General features: G+C 62.7%; 26 protein-coding genes and 1 pseudogene. 6 read left to right on the top strand and 21 right to left on the bottom strand.

What is annotated here, in order from left to right:
• Position 1 precedes the first annotated feature (1 nt).
• The 11 genes from NKH80_RS26425 to NKH80_RS26375 all read right to left on the bottom strand — a co-directional run bounded on the left by NKH80_RS26425 (position 2) and on the right by NKH80_RS26375 (position 10,334).
• The gene (locus NKH80_RS26425; protein ID WP_352994625.1) at positions 2–889 is read right to left on the bottom strand and encodes an amidohydrolase family protein; all 888 of its coding nucleotides are present in this window, start codon (positions 887–889) and stop codon (positions 2–4) included.
• A complete protein-coding gene (locus tag NKH80_RS26420; RefSeq protein ID WP_352994565.1) occupies positions 889–2,025 on the bottom strand; it encodes a vWA domain-containing protein in 1,137 nt (378 codons plus the stop codon). The genes NKH80_RS26425 and NKH80_RS26420 overlap by 1 nt, the downstream gene beginning before the upstream one ends.
• 226 nt (positions 2,026–2,251) lie before the next feature.
• Complete coding sequence (locus NKH80_RS26415; RefSeq protein ID WP_352994562.1) at positions 2,252–3,148, bottom strand: AAA family ATPase; 897 nt, start codon at positions 3,146–3,148, stop codon at positions 2,252–2,254.
• Positions 3,149–3,157: 9 nt separating this feature from the next.
• Positions 3,158–4,162: a xanthine dehydrogenase family protein molybdopterin-binding subunit gene (locus NKH80_RS26410; RefSeq protein WP_352687465.1), complete on the bottom strand. Its 1,005-nt coding sequence runs from the start codon at positions 4,160–4,162 to the stop codon at positions 3,158–3,160.
• A 1-nt stretch (position 4,163) separates the two neighbouring features.
• The gene (locus tag NKH80_RS26405; protein ID WP_352687467.1) at positions 4,164–5,531 is read right to left on the bottom strand and encodes a xanthine dehydrogenase family protein molybdopterin-binding subunit; all 1,368 of its coding nucleotides are present in this window, start codon (positions 5,529–5,531) and stop codon (positions 4,164–4,166) included.
• Between the two features lie 13 nt (positions 5,532–5,544).
• Positions 5,545–6,027, bottom strand: coding sequence for a (2Fe-2S)-binding protein (locus NKH80_RS26400; RefSeq protein ID WP_352687469.1), 483 nt, complete (start codon positions 6,025–6,027; stop codon positions 5,545–5,547).
• A gap of 50 nt (positions 6,028–6,077) precedes the next feature.
• A complete protein-coding gene (locus NKH80_RS26395) occupies positions 6,078–6,872 on the bottom strand; it encodes an FAD binding domain-containing protein (RefSeq protein WP_352994557.1) in 795 nt (264 codons plus the stop codon).
• Between the two features lie 31 nt (positions 6,873–6,903).
• Positions 6,904–7,347 (bottom strand): SRPBCC family protein, encoded by a 444-nt coding sequence (locus NKH80_RS26390; RefSeq protein ID WP_352994554.1) that lies wholly within the window; start codon positions 7,345–7,347, stop codon positions 6,904–6,906.
• A gap of 107 nt (positions 7,348–7,454) precedes the next feature.
• Positions 7,455–8,282 (bottom strand): helix-turn-helix domain-containing protein, encoded by an 828-nt coding sequence (locus NKH80_RS26385; protein WP_352994551.1) that lies wholly within the window; start codon positions 8,280–8,282, stop codon positions 7,455–7,457.
• 278 nt (positions 8,283–8,560) lie between these two features.
• Positions 8,561–9,559, bottom strand: a complete 999-nt coding sequence (locus NKH80_RS26380; RefSeq protein ID WP_352994548.1) for an ABC transporter permease — start codon at positions 9,557–9,559, stop codon at positions 8,561–8,563.
• A gap of 34 nt (positions 9,560–9,593) precedes the next feature.
• Positions 9,594–10,334 carry an ATP-binding cassette domain-containing protein gene (locus NKH80_RS26375; protein ID WP_023675804.1) on the bottom strand — a complete coding sequence of 247 codons (741 nt, stop codon included), beginning with the start codon at positions 10,332–10,334 and terminating at the stop codon, positions 9,594–9,596.
• A gap of 426 nt (positions 10,335–10,760) precedes the next feature.
• Here NKH80_RS26375 and NKH80_RS26370 point away from each other — a divergent pair, with 426 nt between their 5' ends.
• Together NKH80_RS26370 and NKH80_RS26365 are read left to right on the top strand one after the other, a co-directional pair.
• Positions 10,761–11,750, top strand: a complete 990-nt coding sequence (locus tag NKH80_RS26370; RefSeq protein WP_023675805.1) for a sugar-binding protein — start codon at positions 10,761–10,763, stop codon at positions 11,748–11,750.
• A 144-nt stretch (positions 11,751–11,894) separates the two neighbouring features.
• Positions 11,895–12,674: a FadR/GntR family transcriptional regulator gene (locus NKH80_RS26365; RefSeq protein ID WP_023675806.1), complete on the top strand. Its 780-nt coding sequence runs from the start codon at positions 11,895–11,897 to the stop codon at positions 12,672–12,674.
• 822 nt (positions 12,675–13,496) lie between these two features.
• Here NKH80_RS26365 and NKH80_RS26360 read toward each other — a convergent pair.
• Positions 13,497–14,435, bottom strand: a complete 939-nt coding sequence (locus NKH80_RS26360) for an NAD(P)-dependent oxidoreductase (protein WP_352994545.1) — start codon at positions 14,433–14,435, stop codon at positions 13,497–13,499.
• 146 nt (positions 14,436–14,581) lie between these two features.
• Between NKH80_RS26360 and NKH80_RS26355 the strand changes: the two genes are divergently transcribed.
• On the top strand, positions 14,582–15,478 hold the full coding sequence (locus NKH80_RS26355; protein ID WP_352994542.1) for an NAD-dependent epimerase/dehydratase family protein: 897 nt from the start codon (positions 14,582–14,584) through the stop codon (positions 15,476–15,478).
• An 88-nt stretch (positions 15,479–15,566) separates the two neighbouring features.
• On the opposite strand, the gene NKH80_RS26350 is transcribed toward NKH80_RS26355, so the two are convergent.
• From NKH80_RS26350 to NKH80_RS30170, 3 genes and pseudogenes are all read right to left on the bottom strand, one after another.
• Complete coding sequence (locus tag NKH80_RS26350; protein ID WP_352994539.1) at positions 15,567–16,055, bottom strand: nucleoside deaminase; 489 nt, start codon at positions 16,053–16,055, stop codon at positions 15,567–15,569.
• A 112-nt stretch (positions 16,056–16,167) separates the two neighbouring features.
• On the bottom strand, positions 16,168–16,512 hold the full coding sequence (locus tag NKH80_RS26345) for a DUF6572 domain-containing protein (RefSeq protein WP_352994535.1): 345 nt from the start codon (positions 16,510–16,512) through the stop codon (positions 16,168–16,170).
• A pseudogene (locus tag NKH80_RS30170) lies at positions 16,505–16,735 on the bottom strand (IS1 family transposase); the annotation flags it as partial. The pseudogene NKH80_RS30170 and the gene NKH80_RS26345, both read right to left, overlap by 8 nt.
• Before the next feature lie 220 nt (positions 16,736–16,955).
• Here NKH80_RS30170 and NKH80_RS26335 point away from each other — a divergent pair.
• Positions 16,956–17,960 carry a P63C domain-containing protein gene (locus tag NKH80_RS26335; protein WP_352994529.1) on the top strand — a complete coding sequence of 335 codons (1,005 nt, stop codon included), beginning with the start codon at positions 16,956–16,958 and terminating at the stop codon, positions 17,958–17,960.
• A 29-nt stretch (positions 17,961–17,989) separates the two neighbouring features.
• On the opposite strand, the gene NKH80_RS26330 is transcribed toward NKH80_RS26335, so the two are convergent.
• From NKH80_RS26330 to NKH80_RS26320, 3 genes are all read right to left on the bottom strand, one after another.
• The gene (locus NKH80_RS26330) at positions 17,990–18,151 is read right to left on the bottom strand and encodes a hypothetical protein (protein ID WP_352994526.1); all 162 of its coding nucleotides are present in this window, start codon (positions 18,149–18,151) and stop codon (positions 17,990–17,992) included.
• Between the two features lie 301 nt (positions 18,152–18,452).
• Positions 18,453–19,310, bottom strand: coding sequence for an EamA family transporter (locus tag NKH80_RS26325; RefSeq protein ID WP_352994523.1), 858 nt, complete (start codon positions 19,308–19,310; stop codon positions 18,453–18,455).
• On the bottom strand, positions 19,307–19,885 hold the full coding sequence (locus NKH80_RS26320; protein ID WP_352994521.1) for a nitroreductase family protein: 579 nt from the start codon (positions 19,883–19,885) through the stop codon (positions 19,307–19,309). The genes NKH80_RS26325 and NKH80_RS26320 overlap by 4 nt, the downstream gene beginning before the upstream one ends.
• Positions 19,886–20,030: 145 nt before the next feature.
• Between NKH80_RS26320 and NKH80_RS26315 the strand changes: the two genes are divergently transcribed.
• Both NKH80_RS26315 and NKH80_RS26310 read left to right on the top strand, forming a co-directional pair.
• Positions 20,031–21,032, top strand: coding sequence for a LysR family transcriptional regulator (locus NKH80_RS26315; RefSeq protein WP_352994519.1), 1,002 nt, complete (start codon positions 20,031–20,033; stop codon positions 21,030–21,032).
• A gap of 30 nt (positions 21,033–21,062) precedes the next feature.
• The gene (locus NKH80_RS26310) at positions 21,063–21,836 is read left to right on the top strand and encodes a FadR/GntR family transcriptional regulator (protein WP_254819087.1); all 774 of its coding nucleotides are present in this window, start codon (positions 21,063–21,065) and stop codon (positions 21,834–21,836) included.
• 26 nt (positions 21,837–21,862) lie between these two features.
• On the opposite strand, the gene NKH80_RS26305 is transcribed toward NKH80_RS26310, so the two are convergent.
• From NKH80_RS26305 to NKH80_RS26295, 3 genes are read right to left on the bottom strand one after another with little or no spacing between them, the layout of a single operon-like run.
• Positions 21,863–22,969, bottom strand: coding sequence for a Gfo/Idh/MocA family protein (locus tag NKH80_RS26305; protein WP_352823412.1), 1,107 nt, complete (start codon positions 22,967–22,969; stop codon positions 21,863–21,865).
• 32 nt (positions 22,970–23,001) lie between these two features.
• On the bottom strand, positions 23,002–23,814 hold the full coding sequence (locus tag NKH80_RS26300) for an ATP-binding cassette domain-containing protein (RefSeq protein ID WP_254819104.1): 813 nt from the start codon (positions 23,812–23,814) through the stop codon (positions 23,002–23,004).
• A gap of 14 nt (positions 23,815–23,828) precedes the next feature.
• Positions 23,829–24,944, bottom strand: a complete 1,116-nt coding sequence (locus tag NKH80_RS26295) for an ABC transporter permease (RefSeq protein WP_352491125.1) — start codon at positions 24,942–24,944, stop codon at positions 23,829–23,831.
• Between the last annotated feature and the right edge of the window lie 72 nt (positions 24,945–25,016).

Here is a 25,016-nt window from a genome sequence, read left to right as displayed (position 1 = left end):
CTTACGCTGGCCGATAAACCTTCTCCGCCGTTTTCCAGAAAATATCCGCCGCGGCCGCCGCGCCGTGCTTGCCCACCGCATCTCTGTGCGCCCTGATCAGCTCGGCGTGGCTGGTCCACAGTTTCTCGATCGGGAAGTTCGAGCCGAACGTCAGATGATCGCTGCCGAGGATGTCGATGGCATTGTCGACGATATAGCCGATGAGCGCCGGATCGTTACGGTGGACGAAGGTGCCGAGGCCGGACAGCTTTGCATAGAGGTTGGGCGCCGCTGACAGCGTGCGCAGCCCTGCCTTCCAGGCCTCGGTGGTTTCGGGCTCCATGCCGGTCAGCATGCCGGCGTGCGTGAGAATGAAATTGGTCTCGGGGTTCTCGCCGACGAGCGTCAGCCCATCCTTCATCTGGGCGGGGAAAAGCTGCAGGTCGAAGGACAGGCCGTAATCCTTGAGCCGCGCGACATTGGCCCGCACCTTCGGGTCGATGACCTGATCGGCCGAGGCGGCGAAGCGGAAGGCCGGCGTTTCGTGCCAGTGCAGCTGCATGCGCACGCCGCGCAGCAGCGGGTATTTGATCAGCCGGTCGATCTGGGAACGCACGTCGTCCACGGTCATGTCGGCATAGCCGACGATGGCGTGCGGCCAGCCGGTTTCTTCCGCGGTCTTCTGCAGGAAGGCGACCTCGTTCTCGAAATCCTCCTTGGCCCAGTTGGTCTGGACATAGACCGCCTTCTCGACGCCCGAGCCTTGCTGGTCGGCAAGGAATTCCTCGATCGGATAGTCGCGGCGGATCGGCTCGTAGGGGCCAAAGATGCGCGGCACCATCGGCCCGACCAGCCACGGCTGGTCCTTTTGGCGCCAGATGTGGAAATGCGCGTCGATCGCCTTCTGCATCACGAAACCCTCTTCCAGATTGCCGCGGCCACGGGGGCGGGGCGGGCGAGCGACAGGATGAAATCGGTGAGGCCCGCGATGGACGAGCCGTCGACCAGGTCGTCGAGCATCGGCAGGATGGCGCGAAGTGCTGCCGTTGCCGGCTGGAAACGCGGATCGCCGGCCAACGGCGTCGCCAGGGAGAGTCGGAAGGCGCGGGCAAGCAGCCGGCGCATCGCCATTTCCAGCTCGGCATGATCGCCGCGCTCGAGCGCATCCGACAGGATGACGATTGCCGCTCCGCGTGCAAAGGCGGAGAAGCGCGGCACCGAGAGGAAGGCTAGCAGCGTTGGACCCATGCGGGTGCCGCCGTCCCAGTCGTCGACCTGGGCAGCGGCGCGGGCCAGCGCCTGGTCGCGGTCGCGAATACGCAGCGCCGAGGTGATGCGGGTCAGCCGTGTGCCGAAAGTGAATACCTCCGCCCGGTCGGCGCCTTGCACCGCCGCGTGTGCCAGCTTGAGATAGTCCGATGTGTAGTGCTTCATCGAGCCCGACACGTCGATCAGGATGAGAAGCTTGCGCGGCACTGTCTGCCGCCGGCGCAGCAGCGGCGAGGGGATATCGCCGTCGGCACTGACGATTTCGCGCAGCGAGCGGCGCAGGTCGAGCTTGCCGCGCGCATGCGTGCGTACGGTGCGGAAGGACCGGCGGGCGGGCAAAGCGGTGGCGAGCTTGCGGCGGAAGGCGGCAAGCCCGTCGCGATCGCGCTGGAACTCGCGGACGTTCAACTGTTCGCTGGCCGAAGCCAGTTCGCCGCCTTGCTCCTGGCGGACCACCTCGATTTCTTGTTTGCTGGTTTTGCCATCGTCCTTGATGCGGGCTTCCTCGTCGGCGTCGCCTTCGACCAGCGCCGCGGCATCCCCATAGAAATGGCTCCGGAAATGCGCCTCGAATTCGTCGCGGCGGTCGGGCGGCGGCGCCAGCGTGGCGAGGGCTGCTTCGCGGATGTCGTTCATCGAGCGCGGGCCGAGCAACGTAACCGCCTGCATGAAACCGGAGACCTGCTCGGGGGCGATGGCGAAGGCGTGGCTGCGAAGCAACCGGGCGAAGCCGAGGAACGGCGTGGTCGCACGGGGCAAGCTTTCCGGACGCATCATTCCTTCGCGCCCCCCTCTGTCCTGCCGGACATCTCCCCCTCATGGGGGGAGATCAGACATCTCGCCGGCTTTCGCCAATCTTCAACGTTGCAGAATTGATCGGAGCGCCCAAGCTGCCAATCTCCCCCCTTGAGGGGGAGATGTCCGGCAGGACAGAGGGGGGCGCTGTCCCGCCCGCGTCGCGCACTAGCCCTGGGGTATCGCGCTAGCGCGCTTCGGTTGCTCGTCACGCTAGCGCCTCCTCGATAATCTTGCCGAGCTCGGGCGCGATGCAGGAAAAGTCCTCCTCGTCCTTGATCAGCACGCCGATGGCGCGGCGGAAGGCTTCCGGCCAGGGGCTGCCGCCCTTTTCGAGGATGGTGGCGGCATTGGCCCATTCGACCGCCTCGGCGATGCCTGGCGGCTTGGCCAGCGGACGCGCGCGGATGTCGCGCACGGCGGAAGCCACGGCGCGCGCCGTGGCCTCGGCGACGTCGCCGGCGCGCAGCATGATGATCTCGGCCTCGCGAATGGCGTCGGGATAGGTGATCCAGTGATAGACGCAGCGCCGCCGCAGCGCTTCGGCCAGTTCACGCGTGCGGTTCGAGGTCAGGATGACGATCGGCTGCGCCGTCGCGCGAATGGTGCCGCGCTCGGGAATGCTGATCTGGAAATCGGACAGGAACTCCAGCAGCAGCGCTTCGAATTCATGATCGGAACGGTCGATTTCGTCGACCAGCAGCACGCGCTTTTCCGGCGCCTTCAGCACCTGCAGCAGCGGCCGCGCGATCAGGAAACGGTCGTCGTAGATGTCGACCTCGTGCTCGCCGGCATGGCGGATGGCGAGCAGCTGGCGCTGGTAGTTCCACTCGTATAGCGCATGGGCGGCGTCGATGCCTTCATAGCATTGCAGCCGCACCAGATCGCGCCCGAGCAGTTCGGCTATCGCCTTCGCCGCTTCGGTCTTGCCGACGCCGGGCGCGCCTTCGAGCAGCAGCGGCTTACCCAGCCTGATCGCCAGGAAGATTGCGGTGGCCAGGCTTTCATCGGCGAGATAGCGCGAGGCGGCGAGGCGGGACGCCACCGCCTCCGGCGAGGTCGCGACTGTCTCTGCGCTTGAAGTCCGGGCGCTTCTCTTGGGCATTTCCAGCACTCAGTTTGATGCTTGCGCCTTCAGCGCCCGCAGGATGCGCTCCGGCGTGATCGGCAGCGTGTCGATGCGCACACCGACGGCGGCGAAGACGGCGTTGGCCACCGCCGGGATTTGCGGGTTGGCGCACATTTCGCCCGGCCCCTTGGCGCCGTACGGCCCGTCGGCCGAGGGCCTCTCCAGCACGATGATCTCGGTTTGCGCGAGATCGCCAGGACCCGGCATCAGATATTGGTTGAAGTCGGTGCCGCCATGGTCGCGGTTGGGATAATAGGGCTCGGTCGTTTCGTAGAGAGCATGGCTGATGCCCATCCACGAACCGCCGACGAGCTGCTGCTCGACCATTTTCGGGTTCAGCGCGCGGCCGATCTCAAAGACGTTCTTCACCGTCAGCACGGTGACTTCGCCGGTCTCGTCATCGACCTCGACCTCGGCAACCGTGCAGGCGTGGGCGTAGCAGGTCGACGGCTTCATCGCGCCGGTTTCCTTTTCGGGATAGGAGCGGGGGATCAAAAACATGCCGCGGCCGGAAATCGAGCGTCCGCGCTTGAAATGCGCCGACAGCGCGACATCGAAGATCGAGATCGATTTTTGTGGCGCGCCCTTGACCAGGATGTTGCCCTGGCCATCAGTCTCGAGGTCCGACGCATTCACCTCCAGCTCCTCGGCCGCTACTTCCAACATCACCTGGCGGGCTTCCCTGGCCGCCTGGATAACCGCATTGCCGGCGCGGTGCGTGCCACGCGAGGCGAAGGTGCCCATGCAGTGCGGACCGGTGTCGGTGTCGGCGGTGTCTACGACGACACGGTCGGTCGGCACGCCGATCGTCTCGGCGCAGATCTGCGCCATGATCTGCTTCATGCCCTGGCCAAGGTCGACACTCGACAGCGTCACCATGAAATTGCCGGTCGGCGTCGAATGCACCAGCGCCTGGGTCGGGTCGCCGCCGAGATTCATGCCGGTCGGATAGTTGATCGCGGCAACGCCGCGTCCGCGCCTGATCGCCATCTCAAGCTCCCTTCGCGTAAGACGACATCGCCATGAACTTCTCCGCCACCGGCCAGTTGGCGGCGCGTGAGGCTTCCTGCATGCATTCGATCAGCGCCGCTCCCTCGGTCGGCTGGCGATGCGCCTTCATGTCGCCGTCGCGGTAGGCGTTGATGAAGCGGAATTCGAGCGGGTCCATGCCGATCAGCCGTGCGAGCTTGTCCATCTGCACCTCCAGCGCAAAATCGCCGATGGTGACGCCGAAACCGCGCATCGCCGAGGACGGGGTGCGGTTGGTGTAGACGCAATAAGTGTCGATCCAGACGTTCGGGATCGTATACGGGCCGGGATAATGCCCGGCGCCCTTCTGCGCGCCGTAGGGCGAATGGCGCGAATAGGCGCCGGCGTCGGTGTAGCCGGTCACTTTGCGCGCGACGATGCGGCCGTCGTTCATGACGCCGTCCTTGATGACGACTTTCTCGGCGGCGCGCGGCGAGGAAATCTGCATCTCTTCCTCGCGGCTGTAGATAAAACAGACCGGTCGTCCTGTTATTTTGGCGCCAAGGATGGCGATCGGCTCGACGATGACGTCGACCTTGCCGCCAAAGCCGCCGCCGACAGTGCCGCCGACGAAATGCAGCTTGTTGCCGGGCATCTGCAGGATGATCGAGGCGTTATCGAGGGTGAAGAACATCGCCTGCGTGTTGGTGTAGCAGGTGAAGCGGTCGTTACCCTCGGGTGCGACGATGCAGCCAGTCGTCTCGGTCGGCGCATGCTCGATCGGTGAAGACTGGTAGGTCTGTTCGAGCACGTGGTCGGCTCCGGCAAAGCCTGCCTCGACATCGCCGAAGCGCACCTTGCGGCATTCGCCGCTGTCGTAGAGGTAATAATTGCGGCCGTGATATTCGTTGACGATCGGCGCGCCGGGCTTCAGCGCTTCGTCCATGTCGAAGACGGCCGGCAGCACCTCGTAATCAACCTTGACCTTGGCGGCGGCTTCCTGGGCGGCACGCTCGGTATCGGCCAGCACCGCCACCACCGCCTCGCCCTTCCAGCGCACCTTGCCGTCGGCCAGCACCGTCTCGTCCTCCGGCCCGATCTGGATCAGGATCAGGATGGTGTAGACATTGTGTGGCACATCCTTGGCGGTCAGCACCTTGACGACGCCTGGGTGCTTTTCCGCTTCGGATATGTCGATGCTGCGGATGCGGGCGTGGTGGTGCGGGCTGCGCACCATCTTCAAATGCAGCATGCCGGGAAAATTGCGGTCGGCGAAATAGGTGGTCTTGCCGGTGACATGGCCGGGTGAATCCGAACGCGGCCGCGGCTGGCCGATCTCGTGCAGATCGTCCTTGCGCTGCTCGGCGAAATAGCTCTTGCGGAGTTCCATTTTCTTAACCCCCTCAAGCCGCGTTCTGCGAATTGGACCGCGCGGCGGTCAGCACCGCCTGGATGATCGGCTCGTAGCCGGTACAGCGGCAGATATTGCCCGACAGCGCCTCGACCACGTCCTCGCGGCTGGGGTTCGGTATGTGATCGAGCAGCACCTTGGCTGCCATGATCATGCCCGGTGTGCAGAAACCGCATTGCGTGGCGAAAGCGTCGAGGAAAGCGCGTTGCAGCGGATGCAGCACGCCGCCTTCCGAAAGCCCTGATGTTGTGGTGATAGTCGCACCATTGCAGGCCTCTGCCAGCGTCAGGCAGGAGAGCCGGAGTTCGCCATCAATGATGACCGAGCACGCACCGCAGGTGCCCTGATGGCAGCCGCCCTTCGGCGAGGTGTCACCGATCTTGTCGCGCAGCGCATGAAGCAGCGTCGTGCCGCTGTCGATGAATTCGGCCTTTTCGGCACCATTGAGCGTGAACTGAACCGGGACCTTTGCCATCTTTTTTACTCCTTGCGCCGCAGCCAGGCGGACATACGCGCCACGGCCTCTCAGGCGAGCAGCAGCCGGCCGAGATGGACCGGCAGGACTTCGTTGCGATACCAGGCACTGGCGATTGGATCGGTTGGGGGCGAAGTGCCGTCGCGGGCGACAGCCAGCGCCGGCGCGATGCCTTCGGCGGTAAGATTCCGGCCAATCAGGGCTTTCTCCGCCGCCCTGGCACGGATCGGCCGATCGGCCATGCAGCCGAACGCGATCCGCGCTGACGACACGGTTCCGTCCGGCGCCTGTTCCAGCACGGTGGCGATGCTCAGCACCGAGACGCCCTTTGGCTTGACCCTCGACACTTTCAGGAAGCGAAAGCCGCCTTCCTTCGGAAGCTTGAAGCCGACCGCGGTGACGATGGCGTCATTGCTCTCGCGCCTTGCGAGGAATGTCTCAATCGGCAGCTCGCTGTCACCGGTGCTGACGGTTGCGTCCAGAGCCAGCAGCGCAACGGTGAAATCACCGTAAGGTGTCGGCGCGAAGAGATTGCCGCCGACGCTCGCCATGTTGCGGATCGCCGGTCCGCCGACGACGCGCGCGGCGTGGGCCAGGGGGGCGAGATCCGGATGGCGGGCGATCGCCGCCATGGTCACCGAAGCGCCAATGCGGACCTCGTTATCGGAAACGGCGACGGCCGACAGCGCCGGTTCGGTCGACCTGACGAAACCGGAGATCGACACATCGCCTTCATTGGCGGCGCGCACGACCAGCGTGCCGCCACCGAGATAGCGGGCGCCAGCGGCTTTCAGCGCCGCGCCGGCGTCCTTCACCGTCGGGAAAGTCTGCAGTGCAAGCGTCATGGAACGCTCCTGTTTGTCAGCTCAGTCCAGTTCAACCTTGGCCGGCAAAATGGGCCTTCAGAGCGTTGAAGCCGCCCTGGAAGACGTTTGCGCCCATGCCTTCGGCCAGCTTGTCGGCTTCCTCTGGGGGCGCGTCGAAGCTGGCGGTCCATTCGGCATAGGTGCGGTCGCTGTCGGTCACCCGTCGCAACTGCAGCGTCGCCTTGTGGTTGGTCAGCGGCTGCGGCGTCTCCAGGATGGAGTAGCTGACGAGGAAATTCTCGTCGGAGAAATCGAGCAGCTTTTCGCGGAGGCGGGCGCCGCTGGCGAGCTGGAAATTGCGCACGCAGCCGATCGTGCCGGCATCCTTGCCGTCCTCGATATGACTTTCGACCATGCGCGGGTGCCAGGTCGGCAGGCCGTTGAAGTCGCGTATGCGCGCCCAGACCTTTTCGACCGGCGCGTCGATGACGCTGGAGATAGTGACTTTCGCCATTTGATCGTTCCCTCGCAAATCAGCTGCCTGGGAGGGTAGGGCGGCGGACTTGGCGGCGCTTATCAATGCGTCTTGAACGCCTATCAAATAGTCTGAAAAACGGGCGCTCAGCCGATCGCCCGTGCCGCCTCGCGGTAAAGCGTCGGCGGGACGCCGACATGGTCGCGGAAGAAGCGCGAGAAATTGCCCTGGGTGGTGAAGCCGAGATTGCAGGCGACCGAGATCAGCGGCTCCTGCGACCGTTGCAATTGCCGCACCGCTTCCTCCATGCGCAGCGTGTTCCAATAGACGTTGGGCGTCAGATTGGTCTGTTCCTTGAACAGTGCGAAGAAATGCGGCCGCGACAGGCCGACGCTGCGCGCCACGTCGTCGAAGCAGATGCGCTCGCAGACATTGGCTTTCATCAGCTGGATCGCCTTGCGGACGCGGAAGTCCTGCATGGTGTTGACGCGGGCACGCACGGTCTGCGGTGCGGACGCGTCGGCGGCATCGAGCACGCTGTCGATGAAGCGCTCGATCTCGTAATTGGCGATGTCGTCGATGCTCTCATTGTCGCTGAGATGGTCGAGGAGGTTAGCCGCTGCCTTGTGCAGCCAAGGCTCGAGCGTGATTGCCGGGGCGGAGAACAGCGGCGCGGCGGAAGGCAGCTCGCGGCGTTTTCGAGCCCAGTCCGGATCGATGTAAAAGGCGAGGAACAGGCCGGGCGTGCCGTCGCGGGACAGAGCGTGGCTGTGCGGTTGGAAGGAATTGATGCCGGCGGCGGTGCCCGGTCCAAGCCGCACCGTCTCGCGGCCGATGGTCATCTCGCCGGCGGTGCCTTCCAGCCAGATGATGATATGCGCCTCGACATGGGCATGGGTGACGAAGTCGCTGGCGACGTTCAGGACAGAAACATGTCCGAACCGGCCCCAGTAGAGCCTGATCGCTTCCGTCATGGGTACATCCTCCCGCAGGCGACTGGCCTCCCTTCGCCTGCTGCGGGCGATTGTGCGGCTCAGTTTGGGCTTGCGTCAAGACGCATGTTCACGCCCCGGCGCCGGCCATGCGCCGCACCGGCGGATTTTCAGACTCGGCGATAGGAGGACGGCGAGCGTTTCCAGGCCGCTATGGCAAGACCGATGCGGTAGGCCGGCGACCAGCGCCAGCGAGGCCTCGAGGCCGGCAATTCAACCGGCGAACGATCTATGATTCAGCGTCGGGATCCGGCCGAGATTTAGTCGTTGCGCCTGAAATTGCGGATGCGGTCGAACAGGACCGCCAGTAGGATGGCGCCGCCGATGAACACGCCTTGCCAGAAGGCATTGATGCCGAGCAGGCCGAGGCTGTTGCGGATGACTTCGATCAGCGCCGCGCCAACGACCGCACCGAAGGCTGTGCCCATGCCGCCGGCAAGGTTGGCGCCGCCGATGACGGTGGCGGCGATCACCTGAAGCTCCATGCCGTTGCCGAGATTGGTGGTGACCGCGCCCAGCCAGCCGGTCTGGATGATGCCGGCAAGGCCAGCCGCCATTGCCGAGATCATGTAGACGACGACCTTGATCTGGCGCACCGGAACGCCGGTCAGCGTTGCCGCATGCTCGTTGCCGCCGATGGCGAAGATGTGCCGGCCGAATTTCGTCCAGCGCAGCACAAAGCCGGTGATCAACGCCAGCACGATCATGTAAAGCACCGGATTGGCGATGCCGAACACCCAGGCGCCGCCGCCCAGCGCCAGCAGCTTGTCGTGATCCGGCCCGAACTGGAAGACGACGGTGTTGTTGGAGGCGACCATGGCTAGGCTGCGTGCGATCGACAGCATGCCGAGCGTCACCACGAAGGGCGGGAAGCCGAGGTAGGCGATCAGAACCCCGTTGAAGGCGCCGATGATCAGCGCTGTGGCGATCGCAGCGGCAATGCCCATCTCGATGCCGTAGCCGGCATGCATGGTCACGGCCAGCACCATCGAGCACAGGCAAAGCACCGAGCCGACCGACAGGTCGATACCGCCGGTGATGATGACGAAGGTCATGCCGAGCGCCACGATGGCGACGAAGGTGACGTTGCGGGTGATGTTGTAGAGGTTCTTGGTCGTGGCAAAGGAATCCGTTGCCACCGACAGGAACAGGCAGGCGAGGATGACCGCGATCACCACCCAGAAGGTCTGGCTGGCAAACACCTTGCTCAGCAAGGTGTGCTGCTTGTGCGCGATCGTCTGATCAAGGGTGACTGCCATTATCGACCTTTTTTACTCATGGTTGAGGCGTCAATCATACCTGTTCGATGGCGCCGGTGATGAGCCCGGTGACTTCTTCCGGCGAACTCGATGCGATCGTCTTGTCGGCGACCTTGCGGCCGCGCCGCATGACGATGACGCGGTCGGCGACGTCAAAGACGTCGGGCATGCGGTGGCTGATCAGCACGACGGCGATGCCCTGGTCGCGCAAATGGCGGATCAGGTTCAGCACCTCGGCGACCTGGCGCACCGAGATCGCCGCCGTCGGCTCGTCCATCAGCACGATCTTGGCCTGCGAAAGCATGGTGCGGGCGATCGCCACCGCCTGCCGCTGGCCGCCCGACATTTGTTTGACCAGGTCGCGCGGGCGCGTTTCGGATTTCAGCTCGGCGAAGATCTGGCCGGCACGCTTGTACATCGCGGCATAGTCGAGGATGCGAAGCGGCCCGAGGCCGCGGCGCAATTCGCGGCCGAGATAGACGTTGGCGGCGGCCGTCAGATTGTTGCACAGTGCCAGGTCCTGATGGACGATTTCGATGCCGTGCTGGCGCGCCTCGACCGGCTTGTGCAGGATCAGCTCCTTGCCGTCCATTTGCATCGTGCCATGGCTCGGCGGGAAATTGCCGGCGATCATCTTGACCAGCGTCGACTTGCCGGCGCCGTTGTCGCCCATCAGGCCGACAACCTGTCCGGCCTCGATCGACAACGAAACGTCGTTGACCGCCTGGATGGCGCCAAAATGCTTCGAGATGTTGGTGAGTTCGAGAACCGCCACCAGCCTTCTTGCCTCCCCGTGCTTTGCGGCCTGCGGTTCTGCCGCGGCCATTCGCTCTCCCCAGTTCCTCCCGGAAGCAGCGATTTTGCCCATTTACGCATAAGCCTCCTTGGCGTCAACCACGGCTTCTTTCGAAAAATCAGTTTTGTAGGACAAATAGCATTGACGTCGGTGACAAGGCGATATTAGCTAAGTGTCGGAGGAGCTTGCGCCGAGCCCCCGGGTTGCCGGAAGGAATCGGTGAGGGTTTGTCGGTCAGGGATTTGGTAACCAGCGATATCTGTCGGTGCCGGTCTGAGACTGAATATGAAAATGCTTATCGACCTGGCTTGGCGACACGAGTGCGACGTCCTCTGTCATCTTGCTCCGGGTCGGTCTGTGTGTGGCGGGCACGCCGTGTCCGTTTGTTTCAAAGGGAGGACTGACATGAGGAAATCACTATTGCTCGCTGCCGCCGCCGTCATGGCGCTGGGTGCCGGGCCGGCTATGGCCAAGAAACAGCTCGTCATCGTGGTGAAGGGTCTGGACAATCCATTCTTCGAGGCCATCCACCAGGGTTGCGAGAAGTGGAACAAGGAAAACGCCAGCTCGGAATATGAGTGCTTCTACACCGGACCGGCATCGACCTCGGATGAGGCCGGTGAAGCCCAGATCGTCCAGGACATGCTGAGCAAGCCCGATACGGTGGCAATGGCGATTTCGCCATCGAACGCGCCGCTGATCGCGCAGACGATCAAAAGCGCCAATCCGTCGATCCCGATCATGACCCTCGACGCCGACCTCAGCAAGGAAGATGCGGCGCTGCGCAAGACCTATCTCGGCACCGACAATTACCTGATGGGTCACAAGATCGGCGAATACATCAAGAAGGCCAAGCCGAATGGCGGCAAGATCTGCACCATCGAAGGCAATCCGGCCGCCGACAACATCCTGCGCCGCGCGCAGGGCATGCGTGACGCGCTGTCGGGCAAGGACGGCCTCGCGGCGCTGGCGGGCGAAGGCGGCTGGACGGAAGTTGCCGGCTGCCCGGTGTTCACCAATGACGACGGCGCCAAGGGCGTGCAGGCGATGACCGACATCCTCGCCGCCAATCCCGATCTCGACGCCTTCGGCATCATGGGCGGCTGGCCGCTGTTCGGCGCTCCGCAGCCCTACCGCGACCTGTTCAAGCCGATGGCCGACAAGATCGCCAGCAACGCCTTCGTCATCGGCGCCGCCGACACGATCGGCGACGAGGTGGCGATTGCCCGTGACGGGCTGGTGACTGCGCTGGTTGGCCAGCGGCCGTTCGAGATGGGCTACAAGGCACCCTCGGTGATGATCGACCTGGTCGACGGCAAGCCGGTCGCCGATCCGGTGTTCACCGGCCTCGACGAATGCACCAAGGACACCGTCGACACCTGCATCCAGAAGTAGGTTCGCAGTTTCGGGGCGCCCGTCGGGCGCCCCATTACGCATCGTCCATACAAACGCACGAGGCGACGCTGCTTTGGAGCGTAGGCCGCTGCTTTGCCGTGCCCTGAGTTCAGGCTTTCGACAAGCAGTTGCCGGGGAATACCAATGCCGGACGCGACATCAAAAAAGCGACCCGCCAAATTCAAGGCAGAGCCTGGGCGGCCGGCCGTCGTTCGGCGTGCCGATGCCGCACACTTTCCCGGCTCGAGTGTGCACGCCTCGCTCGCCAACGAAATCGGGCTGAGGATCGTGCGCGGCGACTATCCGCCGGGAACCATCCTGCCCAACGAAGCCAAATGGTCCGAGACCTTCGACGTCAGCCGCTCGGCGGTGCGCGAAGCCATAAAAATGCTGATGGCGAAGAGCCTATTGGCGTCACGCCCGAAGATCGGCAGCTGGGTCGAGCCGAAGGAGCGCTGGAACCTGCTCGATCGCGACGTGCTGGCCTGGTATGCGACCTCGCCGGACCGCGAGGTGTTCCTCAGGACCGTGCAGGAATTCCGCCACATCATCGAGCCGGAGGCCAGCGCCTTTGCCGCGATGCGACGCACCGACGAGCAGATGGCCGAGATCAGCCAGGCCTGCCGCGAGATGGGCGAGGCGACCAACCTGCAGGAGCGAACGCGCGCCGACACGCGGTTTCACCTCGCCATCCTGCGCGCCTCGGGCAACGATCTGCTGGTGCCGCTCGGCGTGCTGATCGAATCGGCCCTCGACCATTTGTTCCAGTTCGTCACCCGCGAGACCAGCGATCAGCGGCGGGCGCAGGCACTGCACGAGGCGATCGAGAAGAACATCCGCCTGCAGCGACCGGCTGCAGCCCGTGCCGCGGTGCACAGACTTCTCGCCAACACCGACGACGTTATCGGCCGGTCGCGGCGGTGATGGTTGCACAGGGCTGGCGAACTCGGGTGGGACAGGAATTCGGTTTTTATCGTCGCAATGTATTTGTTCTTGATTTGTGCCGGCAGCTATGCTACTAATTTGGGTATGGTGCGAATTGGCGCCGACGACCCGCCCACCGAGGCGGGTTTTTGTTTTTGGCTTCTTCCGATCGAAAGTGCGCGTGCTTTGGTGCACGGACTTCTCGCCAATACCGACGACGTTATCGGCCGGTTTCGGCGCTGATTCGATCGTTTCTCGGCCAACTGCGTGTAAGTCGGGCCAACCAGCAACGAAGGTCGATCGTTCCCGTCAGTCGCAAATCGCAAATTTAGGAGATTAGCCGAAACCCTCCCTTCGTCATCCCCTCCCTTCGTCATCCCTGGGCGGAGCAAGGAGCGAAGCGACGCGGCGCAGGCCCTGGGATCCATGCCGTTACCTTGCGGCAGTGCTCCAGCGGGCCAGAACCAAACGCTGCCACCCCCGTCCTGCGAAAAAGCTCGAAGCACTCTGGGACTGGTCGTCTCGATCAATTCGGTCGTCCATTGGCGGAGCCAGCGCTTCAGCAGCTTCTGGCTCGCGGTCATGGTGGAAGGGCAACGAGCGCAATGGGATACAAGCGCCGTTCTGAGCCGCTGCATTCTTCGGCTGATATCACGGCATGGATCCCAGGGTCTGCGCGACGTCGCTTCGCTCCTGCTCCGCCCTGGGATGACGAGGTGTGGTGTCATGTGGCTAATCGCCAGCGTTGGAGATTGGCGGCTGTAGCTGGTCGGCAGCGAACGTCTACAGTTACGACACTCCCAGGCGTTAATCTCAACGTTCTCAGATCGTCTGCTTCTTGCCGTCCCTGGTCGGCATCAGGTCGACGCCGTTGACCTTGCCGATATGCGTGGCCAGCATCGGCACGTACTGATCGGCGGGGCCGGTGGCAAAGGCGCCGGCGAAGGCGTTCTTGGTGGCGTTGCCGAGCGGGTTGGCGATGCCGGCGGCACCCGCCATCGATTCGAGATAGGTGAGGTCCTTGAAGGCGTTGGCGATGGTGAATTTGTGCGCGTCGCGGTCGCCTTCCAGCGTCCAGCGCATGAAGGTCTGGTAGAAACCGCAATCCATGCGGCCGTTGCGGATGACGCTGTCGAAGCGCGGCGGCGAGATGCCGACCTTCTGCGCCAGCGCCAGCGCTTCGGAATAGATCGCGGCGTAGCCGAGCGAAATGAAGTTGTTGAGCAGCTTCATGCGGTGGCCGTCGCCGGTGTCGCCGATATGGACGATGCGCCCGGCCCAGGTTTCGAGCACCGGCTTCAGCCGGGCAAAGACCGCGTCGGGCGCGCCGACCATGGCGTCGAGCGTGCCTTCCCAGGCCTCCTTCGGCGTGCGGCTGAGCGGGGCATCGACATAATCGACGCCTAGCCCCTTGAGCTCGGCGGCCAGCGCCACCGTCGAGACAGGATCCGAGGTCGAGCAGTCGACGACAACCGATCCCTGCTTCAGGCCTTCCTTGAGGCCGCCTGGGCCGCGGATGATGGCTTCCACCTCGCGCGAGCCGGTGACACAGATGAAGACGATATCGGATGCCGCCGCGACGTCGCGCGAGGTCGTCGCCTCCTTGGCGCCGCGGCCGAGCAGGTCTTGCGCCGGCGCACGGTTCTTGCGGCCGAGAAACGTCAGCGGATAGCCCTTGTCGACGATGTTCTTTGCTATCCCGTGCCCCATCAGGCCAAGCCCGATGAAGCCAATCTTTTCGCTCGCGGCGGTCGTGTTCATGTCGTTTCGTCCTATTTTGCAGTGATGGATGACGGCGCTGCACATTGCCGGCGAATTGTTGAAGCGGGTTTTTGCCGCATGCCATGGCAGGCGATTGCAGAGTTCGATATTGTCTGACAATACACATGAATTCCAGGGAGAGCAAAATGACGAAGCGGATTATGTTCACCGGCGGCAGCGGCAAAGCCGGGCGCCACGTCGTGCAGTATCTCGTCGAGCAGGGCTGCCAGGTACTCAACATCGACACCAAGCCGCTCGACAATCCCAAGGTGCGCACGCTGATCACCGACATCACCGACAGCGGGCAGGTGTTCAACGCGCTGTCGAGCTATATGGGCCTGCATGAATTCGACCCGTCGCTGCGCACGCAGCCGGTCGATGCCGTGGTGCATTTCGCGGCGATCCCGCGCATCATGATCACGCCCGACAACGAGGTGTTCCGCATCAACGCGCTCGGCACCTACAACGTCATCGAGGCCGCCGTGAAGCTCGGTATCCGCAAGGTAGTGATCGCCTCCAGCGAGACGACCTACGGCCTGGTCTTCGCCAACGAACCGCGCGATCCGACGTATTTCCCGCTCGACGAGGAATACGACGTCGATCCGATGGACAGCTATGCGCTGTCCAAGGTCGTCAACGAGAAGACCGCGCGGGCGTTTGCACAACGCGATGGCAGCGACATCTATGCCTTGCGCATCGGCAACGTCATCGAGCCGCATGAATATTCGCTGTTTCCGAAATGGTTCGCCGATCCGGGTTTCCGCAAGCGCATCGCCTGGAGCTATATCGACGCGCGCGACCTCGGCCAGATCACGCTGCGCGCCATCGAGAAGGACGGGCTCGGCTATCAGGTGTTCAACGCCGCCAATGACGACACCTCGTCCGACCTGCCGACAGCCGAACTTTTGAAGCGGTTTTACCCCGACGTGCCGGTCATGGGCGACCTTGGCGAATACGAGACGCTGCTCTCCAACCACAAGGCGCGCGACATGCTCGGCTTCCGGCCGGAACACAGCTGGCGGAAATACGTCAAGACAACCTGACCGGCGCACCTGACGCGGAGCCGCCACTGGGCCAGCCCCGATTTTTTCGTCACGAGGCTAGGCTCACGCGTTTGCCGCGGCAATCGAGCTACTTGTCTTTCCAGAATTCGGCCTGGAGTTGCGCCGCTTCATCGGCAAGCAGCGGACCGACGACTTCAGTCGGACGCTGCCCAGCTTCGAAGACGATCCTGCAGGGCAGGTCGAGTGTAGGATTCTCGACATGTGCACCCGTCGATGCCTTGAGGTCATGTTCGCTCTGGCCAAAGACGACCCGTCCGATGCCCGCCCAATAGATTGTGCCGGAGCACATCGCGCAAGGTTCGGCCGAAGTGTAGAGTGTGCAGGAGGCCAGCTTTTCGAGACTGAAATTCATCCCCGCCCATGAGGCCAGCAGCCTTTCGGCATGAGCGGTGCGGTCGCCCCCGCCGGCTTTGTAAGCGTTGGGCTGCTCGCGCAAAACATTGCCGTCCTTGTCAGCGAGGAGCGAACCAAAGGGATGTTCGCCAGCATCGCGGGCTCTGCGCGCGACTTCGAACGCCTGACGGAGCAGACGCTCATCATAGGGGCGTTGTGGCATCGGCAGATCCTCCGCCGCTTGACCATAGTGCCGAATAATCCGCCGACACAAGTCAGCAGCCTGTAATGTCTCCGTTTGAATTTAGCGAACGGCACCAACGCTAAGCGCGGTCTCATCGATATTCGGCGCCCATACCGTAGAAGAAACGTACGCCGTCGTTTGCGAGTCTCTTTGAGATTTCGGACAAAACCAGATCTGCAGTGGGAGTGGGGTCGTAGCGGTATCGGAGTGCGATAGACACCGAGGCTCCAGGATACCGCTGTCGAAAATGATCGCTTTTCGCAATCTGCAAGTAGGAGTCAGCTCTCGTCGTTATGATCTGTAAGTGTGCGTCTGTTGCCTCGCCATCTGTCCAAGGTAACGTATCAGTGATGACGAACCGAATATGGTTGTTTGTGTAAGGAACTTCCAAATCGTTCGAGAAATCATCCTTGATAGCAAAAGTCTTGTTATCCATTATCCCTCAATCGCTTTGTGTAAGGACCGCGCTTGCCCGGCTTCGATGCAACGGCGTCCATCTCTCGCAAGATCGTCCTTCGACCAAAGCGTTTGCGACACCAGCGGCCATAGCCGGCGACATTTTCAGCGTCCTGTGAACGCGGATGAAAGTTGTACCAGACTGTGCACAGCGCGACCATGCCGACGTGATTGTCGAACGTCTTTGAGAACGCATTGGTGATCGACACGTCGGCAACGCGCGAGATCGAGCGCATCAAAGACCCTTCGCAAAGCATGGTGAGGATTTGGATGCAGGTTTTCAGGAGCAGCCTGTTCATGCTCGTATCATCTGGACTTACGCTTAGTGTGCGCATTTCCGTCATCTTAAAATCTGTGCTTGCAGAATCACACGTGCAAGCATTATGCTTGCATGAATTATATGCAAGCAGAAGGATTTCAAACGTGCCCGACAAAGACCCTACGAAAGCGAAAGCCGCCAGAGCGCGCGCCAACTCTCTGACACCTACTGAGAGAAGCGAGATTGCGAAGCGCGCAGCCGATAATCGATGGAACAAAGACCTCCCAGCGGCCATCTACACCGGGGAAATCGAGGTAGGCGATGCCCGGCTGTCATGCGCCGTTCTTGAAAATGGCATCCGGGTTCTCACTCAAAGCGACATGATGCGAGCGCTTGGCAGGTCGAGGCAGGCTAAGGGACGTGGCTTCTATGACGCAGACGTCAACTTGCCAGCGTTTTTGACCGCCAAGAACCTGAAGCCGTTTATTTCCAATGACTTGTATGTGACCTCCAGTCAGATCGAATTTCGGCTTCCGTCTGGTCAAAAGGCGTTTGGCTACCGGGCAGAGATGCTGCCGCAAGTCTGTGAGGTCTATCTGAAAGCCAGAGATGCGGACGAATTGACCCGCAACCAGAAGCATATCGCTACCCAAGCCGACATTCTGATGCGTGGTCTCGCCACGATCGGCATCGTCGCACTCGTTGATGAGGCAACCGGATATCAGAGAGATCGCGCTGCCGACGCCCTCGCAAAAATTCTGGAAAAGTTCATTGCGAAGGAGTTGCAGCCTTGGGTTCCCACGTTCCCCAACGTCTTTTATGAGCAGCTGTTCCGCCTTCGCAATTTGGATTTCCCGCGCGAGACGGTTAAGCGTCCACAGTACTTCGGCCACCTCACAAATGACATTATCTATGACCGTCTGGCGCCGGGCATCAGGGAAGAACTGCGCAATACGACTCCTAAGCTGCCCTCCGGTCGCCGCAAGCACCAGATGCACAGGAAGCTGACCCCGGATATGGGCCACCCGAAGTTGCGCGAGCATTTGGCATCAGTGACGACGATCATGCGCCTAAGCTCGACTTACGATGAGTTCAAAAAGAACTTGGATAAAATCCATCCTCGCTATGGCGAGACGATTGCCATGGATTTTGACAGCGAGGGACTTTAGCCGATACTCCAACGCTTTTCTGCCGCCTTCTAGGCGATCTCGGCGCGCCGCTCTGGCGTCATGGTGGCGGGGCGCTTCTTGCCGCCCTTCGCGTCAAGTGCCTTTGCAGCAGGGTCTTTGCCGTCGTCAATCACGTCGTCAGTTTCCTCACCGGTAGCAATGCGCGTGACCTTCACGGCGTTGCCGATCACGTCGGCGGCGCTTCTGGCCTTTAGGTCCGGTTGACATAAGCTGGCTTCCCAAGTGTCCGGGCATCATTCATGCAGTCGGCCTTTATAGCCTCATAGTCCGGGCCCTGCCGTTCAACCGAGCGTCCGTCATAATGGCGACCGCTAAATCGGTACACGCCAACTGAGACCTCGCCAGAGGTAAACGTCCAACCTTCCAATGCGTCTTGATTGTGATCGCTCACGGCTGCTCCATGCTTTCCGGTAAGCATATAGGAGGTCAGCCCGATATGGGAAATTTCAACTGACCCACTCCCGCCCAGGCTCAGGACTCGTTCCGGCTCGGCCGTTGAGCCAGCCAGATGCTGCCGATGACGAAAATGACGCCGGCGATTTGAGGCAAGGTCAGCGTCTGATCCAGGAATACCCATCCAAGCAGCACGGCGGTCACCGGGCTGAGGAAAAGCAGCGATGACACCACTGCGGATTCCAGTCGCGCAATGCCCCGGAACCAGAGGACATAGGTCAGCGCCGCGCCGATCAGGCCGAGCCACGCCAGTCCAAGCAGGTTGGTGCCGGTCGGGAGCGGGATGGAAGGCTCGAAAAGCAGCGTCACCGGAACGAGAAGCAGACCGCCGGCAGTCAGCTGCCATGCCGTAAAGGTAAGCAGCGATACTGGCGGTTGCCACTTACGGGCCAATACGCTTCCGAAGGCCATGGAGGCCGCCCCGGCGAGGCCGGCGGCAACGCCGACCGCATCGAGCGTCGCGTTCGGGGTCAGCACCAGCAATGCAACACCGGCGATCCCGACAAGGGCAGCGACGATCGCTAACGGTCGGACAGGGCTGGCAAGCAGGGCAGCGGCAAGGAAAATCACGATCAACGGCTGGACCGACAGCACCGTCGCGGCGACCCCGCCCGGAAGCCGGTAGGCGGCGACAAACAACATGCTCAGGAAGATCGAGATGTTGAGGGCTCCGAGGACGAAACTGCGCAGCCACCAGATGCCCGTTGGCAGTTGCCGAACGATCGCCAGCAGCAGCAATCCGGCGGGCAAGGCACGCAGCATTGCGACCGTCATCGGCGAAAAGTTGGGCAGGAACTGCAAGGTGACGATATAGGTGCTGCCCCATATCGCCGGCGCAATGGCTGTAAGCAACAGATCGGAACGGCGCGTTTTCATAAGATTTCCAGTACTTCGGCAAGAGGGCGGCGCGGCTTTTGCGGCCAGTTTCCGGGCGCGGCGCGGCCGACCGCGATGAGCATCACCGGCACTTCATTGCGCGCAAGGCCAAACTCGCGCGCCACGCCGTCGGCATCGAAGCCTGCCATCGGACCGGAGACGAGCCCCAGCGCTTCGGCCGCGAAAATCAGCGTTGCGGCGCCAAGCGTTGCCGAGCGCACCGCTTCGTCGCGGGCTGCCCGAGGATCGGCATATTGGGCGCGGGCGCCTTCCTGCCAGCCCGAAGCCATATCCGCCGGCATGAAGCCGGCTTCGACGAAAGGACGCAGCCTTGCATCGAGGGCAGCGTGGTCGGGCATTACGCCGCAGATTATGAAGGTGACGGCTGCCTCCTGCACCTTGGCCTGGCCATGGGCCAGGCTGCGCAACCGCGCCTTTGCTTCCGGCGTCCGCACGGCGATGAACCGCCAATTCTGAAGGTTGTAGGCGCTTGGTGCGCGCGTTGCGAGACGTGCCAGTTCCGCGATCTCGGTATCCGTCAATTCGTGCGAGGCATCGAACCGATTGGCCGACATGCGCCGCTCGATAAGGGAAATTGCGGGGTTGGTCATCATGTCATTCGAAACTGAGAAAGTCGTTCGGGAAGCAGATAGACAATTTACCAAGGAGCGATAATATGCAACAATTGCAAGACATTATTTACTAGAAGAGAATGGTGCGATGGATCGCCTGACTGCGTTGCAGGTTTTCCGCCATGTGACGGAACTGAACAGCTTTGCCGAAGCCGGACGGCGGCTCGGTCTCTCGGCTCCCGCGGTCAGCAAGAACATCGCCGAACTGGAGGCGCATCTGGGAGTGCGGCTCATCAACCGGACAACGCGGCGCATGGCGCTGACCGAAGAGGGCAGGATCTACCTGGAGCATGTCACGCAGGGGCTCGATGCACTGGCCAGGGCCGACCAGGTGCTCGGCCCGATCAAGACGGCGCCGAGCGGCACGTTGCGGGTCAGCGCGCCGATGACTGTCACGTTGACGCGGCTTTCGGCTGCCATCCCCGCGTTTCTATCGCGCTATCCCGATTTGAAGCTCGATCTGCACCTTGACGACAGGCGCGTCGATATCGTGCGGGAGGGATTTGACCTGGCCATTCGCGGCAGCGACAATCTCGAGGATTCCAGCCTGGTCGCGAGAAAGCTTGCGGTCATGCCGCACGTGCTTTGCGCAGCTCCGTCCTATTTCGAGGAGCATGGCCGGCCCAAGACGCCTGCCGATTTGAAGGCGGCCAATTGCATCCGGTTCAGCCTCTCGGGACACGCGGACATATGGGAATTCCGCAAGGACGGCCGCGTCGAGCGGATCGCCATCGACGGACGATACACGGTCTCGTCAAGCCTTGCCGTGCGCGATGCGCTGCGCGCCGGCTTCGGCGTCAGCCTGATCCCTTATCCCTATATCGAGAGCGACCTGAAAGCAGGCCGGCTGCAATCGGCCCTGGACGACTGGGAAAAGGTCGAAACCACGCTCTACGCGGTCTATCCGGCACGGCAGCATCTTGCCCCGAAAATCCGCGTCTTCCTTGATTTCCTGATCGAGGAATTCAATCGGAACAAAGAGAAGCTGTTTGTGCCGCTCCGGCGTGAGCGCTCGGCAAAGCGCGGTGTCGGGGAGGGGACTGAGGCGGAAAACCAAACTGAGATATTGCCGTCGATTTCATCTCCTTGACACGCCTCCAAATCCGGACTTTGTGGAGCTATGCAGGACGCGAAGCCGAACAAGGGAAAGACAGCGGCCGAGGCGTTCGCCGAACGCACGAGCGGTATTCGCCGAGCCGATGCGGCGCGCATACCCGGGTCGAGCGTTCACGCGTCGCTGGCCAACGAGATCGGGCTGAGGATCGTGCGCGGCGACTATCCGCCGGGAACCATCCTGCCCAACGAGGCCAAATGGTCCGAGACCTTCGACGTCAGCCGCTCGGCGGTGCGCGAAGCCATCAAAATGCTGATGGCGAAGAGCCTGCTGTCGTCACGTCCCAAAATCGGCAGCTGGGTCGAGCCGAAGGAACGCTGGAACCTGCTCGATCGCGATGTGCTGGCCTGGTACGCGACCTCGCCGGATCGTGAGGTGTTCCTCAGGACCGTGCAGGAATTCCGCCACATCATCGAGCCGGAGGCCAGCGCCTTTGCCGCCATGCGGCGCACCGACGAGCAGATGGCCGAGATCAGCCAGGCCTGCCGCGAGATGGGCGAGGCGACCAACCTGCAGGAGCGCACGCGCGCCGACACGCGGTTTCACCTCGCCATCCTGCGCGCCTCGGGCAACGATCTGCTGGTGCCGCTCGGCGTGCTGATCGAATCGGCGTTCGATCATCTGTTCGCTTTTACGACGCGGGAACTCGACGATTTGCAGCATGCCCAGAGGCTGCACGAGGCAATCGAGAAGAGCATCCGCCTGCAGCGGCCAGACGCGGCGCGCAATGCGGTGCGCAAGCTGCTGGCCAATACCGACAGCGTCATCAAGTCCAGGTAGCGGCCGTTCGGCTACAGGTTGAGCGCTCAGTCGAAGGGTGCGGTCGCCAGATGCTGCCATGTCAGGCCGAGCAGCAGCTCCTGGTCGCGGGCGGCGTGTTCGGGCGGGTTGACGACGGGGTCGCCATTGACGATGGCCGCCCAGAAGCCACGCATCTCCTCGACGAAGGCTTCTGCGTAGCCGGCCCGCAAATCACGCTTCGACAGTATGTGACCGTCCGAGGTCGTCACCGTTAGCCGGGTCGGATGATGGTTGAGCCAGGGCGAGGGGAATTCGAGCTCGAGGCTGGCATCGTCGAAGAACAGCGTGATCCGCTCCTTGTAGTCGGCAAGCTTGGGCACGGTGAGATGGGTCATGGTCCACAGCGCCTGCCCGTCCAGCAACTTGACGGCGCCCTGGCCGCCGTCGCCATTGGCAAAGATCTGCGCGCCGACGACCTCGCCGTCCGGCACGCCGAGCGCGTCGAGCAGGCCGTGGACGGCGTTGACGTCGTGAATCAAGGCCGAGCTGTAAGCGCCGATAAATCCACGGAAAGCGAGCTTCGTCACAGGGATACCGATGGCGTATTCGACCTGGCGCTTCTGCTTGGCGGCGACAGCGGCGATCAGGTCGTTGGGGATATCGGTGCCGCGCCTGTAAGGCTGGTGGGTGATGAACGGCCAGGCGTCGGGATCGTTCACTTCCACCGAGACCGCGCGCAGCGTGCTTGATGTTCCAGGCAGCGAAGCGAGCGCCAGCCGGTAGCTCGGATCGAAGCGCTTCATATAGCCGACCTGAACGATTTTCCTGGCGGCGTCGCGCGCGGCGATGATCTCGGCGATTTCCGCCAGCGAATAGCAAAGCGGCTTTTCGCAAAAGACATGCAGGCCAACCGCCAGCGCCGCCAGCACCTGTTCGTGATGTAGCGGGTCCGGCGAGCCGATCACCACCGCGTCGAGGCTTTGGTCGAAGAGCTGGTCGATCGTTTCGAAATTGGCAATGCCATGCGTGTCGGTGACGAACTGCCGCGAGATCCTGGAGGGATCGGCGACCCCGACCAGCTCGAACAATTCACTGAGGCGCAGCAGATTGGGAATATGCTCGAGCTGCGAGATCATGCCGGCGCCGACGACCCCGACGCGTATCCTGCTCATTGGATCATTCCCCGCAATGTCCGATTGTCAGCTCAAGGCGCCGCAGGCGGCCGGTTGCCGATCTGGGCGAGCAGGCCGGCAATCTCCGCCTCGACCGCCTTCAGATCCTCGCCGCCCGACATGATCGAGATGACCTCGTCGCGCGAGATCTCCGACTTGGCGTAGGTACCGCGATTGCGGCCGCGGTTGAGCAGGGTGAAGGTGTCGCCGACCGGATAGGCATGGTGGATGTTGTGGCTGATGAAAATGACGGCCAGGCCCCGCATGCGCGCTTCGATGATGAATTTCAGCACCATCGCCGCCTGGTGGACGCCGAGTGCGGAGGTCGGCTCGTCGAGGATCAGCACGCGCGCACCAAAATGCACGGCGCGGGCGATCGCCACTGACTGGCGCTCGCCGCCCGACAGCGTGCCGACGGCTTGCGTCGGATCGCGCACGTCGATGCCGATATCGGCCATCGCCTGCCTGGCGATGGTGTTGGCGCGCTCCTTGTCGATGCGCGAGAAGGGCAGGCTGCTTTTGGTCGGCTCGCGGCCGAGGAAGAAGTTACGGGTGATCGACATCAGCGAGATCATGCCGAGATCCTGGAACACCGTTGCCACGCCGAGCTCCTGCGCGTCGCGCGGGCTGCGGAAGGTGACCGGCTTGCCGTCGACCAGGATTTCGCCCTTGGTCGGCCGGTAGACGCCGGACAGAACCTTGATCAGTGTCGACTTGCCGGCGCCGTTATCGCCAAGCAGGCAGTGGACCTCGCCCGGATAGACCTTGATGTCGATGTCCTGGAGGGCGCGCACCGAACCGAAATTGACGCTGACGCCGCGCAGTTCCATTGCTGGCGCGGTCATTTGGGCCGGCTCGGTCATTTGCCACCTCCGCGGCCGAGCGCCTTCAGCCTGATGTAGTTGTTGACCAGCACGGCCATCAGGATGACGATGCCGAGGAAGACCTTGAACCAGTCAGTGTCGATGCCGGTGTAGAAGATGCCCATCTGCACCAGCCCGAAGATCAGCGCGCCGAACAGCACGCCATAGACGGTGCCGTAGCCGCCGGTGAGCAGCACGCCGCCGATGACGGCGGCGATGATCGCCTCGAATTCCTTGAGCAGGCCGCGCGTGGTGTCGGCGGAGCCCGCCTCCATCACCTGGATGGTGGCAAGCAGCGTCGCCGCGCAGGCGGTGTAGATGAACAGGCTGATCTTGACGCGATCGACCGGCACGCCAACGTTGCGGGCTGCGATCAGGTCGCCGCCAGTGGCGAAGATCCAGTTGCCGTATTTCGTCTGGGTCAGCACGTAGCCGGCCAGCGCCGTCAGGCCAAGCCACCAGACGATCGACATCGGAATGCCGGCGACGAACGGGATGCCGTCGCTGCGGGTGGCGATCCAGCCTTGCGCGCCCATCCAGTGGAACAGGCCGGTGAGCAGATGGCCGTTGAAAATGCCGGCCGTCGCCGGATCCGGTGCGCCTTCGAGTATGTAAGGGATCTGGGTGCGGCCCGTGACGGCGCGGGTGATGCCGATCGACAGTCCGCGCAGGATATAGAGCGTGGCGAGCGTGACGATGAAGGAGGGCAACCGCGTCTTCACCACGATCAGGCCATTGAGATAGCCGGTGAGGATGGCAACGGCGAAGGCGCAGGCGATGCCGCCCCATAGCGGCAGTCCCCAGTACTTCACCGTCAGCCCGATGACAACACCGGCGAAGCCGACCATGGAGCCGACCGAAAGATCGAACTCGCCGGCGATGATGAGGAGTGCTGCCGCGGTGGCGACGATGCCGAGCTCCGCCGACAGCGTCAGGAAGGTCATTGACCCCTGCAGCGAATAGAGGTTCGCCGCGCCCGGCAGCAGCGCAAAGATGATGATCGTCGCAAGCAGCCCACCGGCGGCACCGGCTTCCGGCCGGCGCAGCCACTGGGTCAGCTTGCCGGTGCTGGCCAACCGTTCGTCGGCGCCGGCGGCCCGCTTCGACGTCATGCCGAAGCGGTCGGTCGCCTTCAGTTCGCCCGGAGATATAGCCTTGTCTTCCACGACCGCCATTAGGCTCTC

The organism is Mesorhizobium sp. M0904 (assembly GCF_040319475.1).
Taxonomy (GTDB): domain Bacteria; phylum Pseudomonadota; class Alphaproteobacteria; order Rhizobiales; family Rhizobiaceae; genus Mesorhizobium.
The sequence above is the reverse complement of the archived record's forward strand: the minus strand, read 5'-3'. Positions and strand labels throughout refer to the sequence as shown.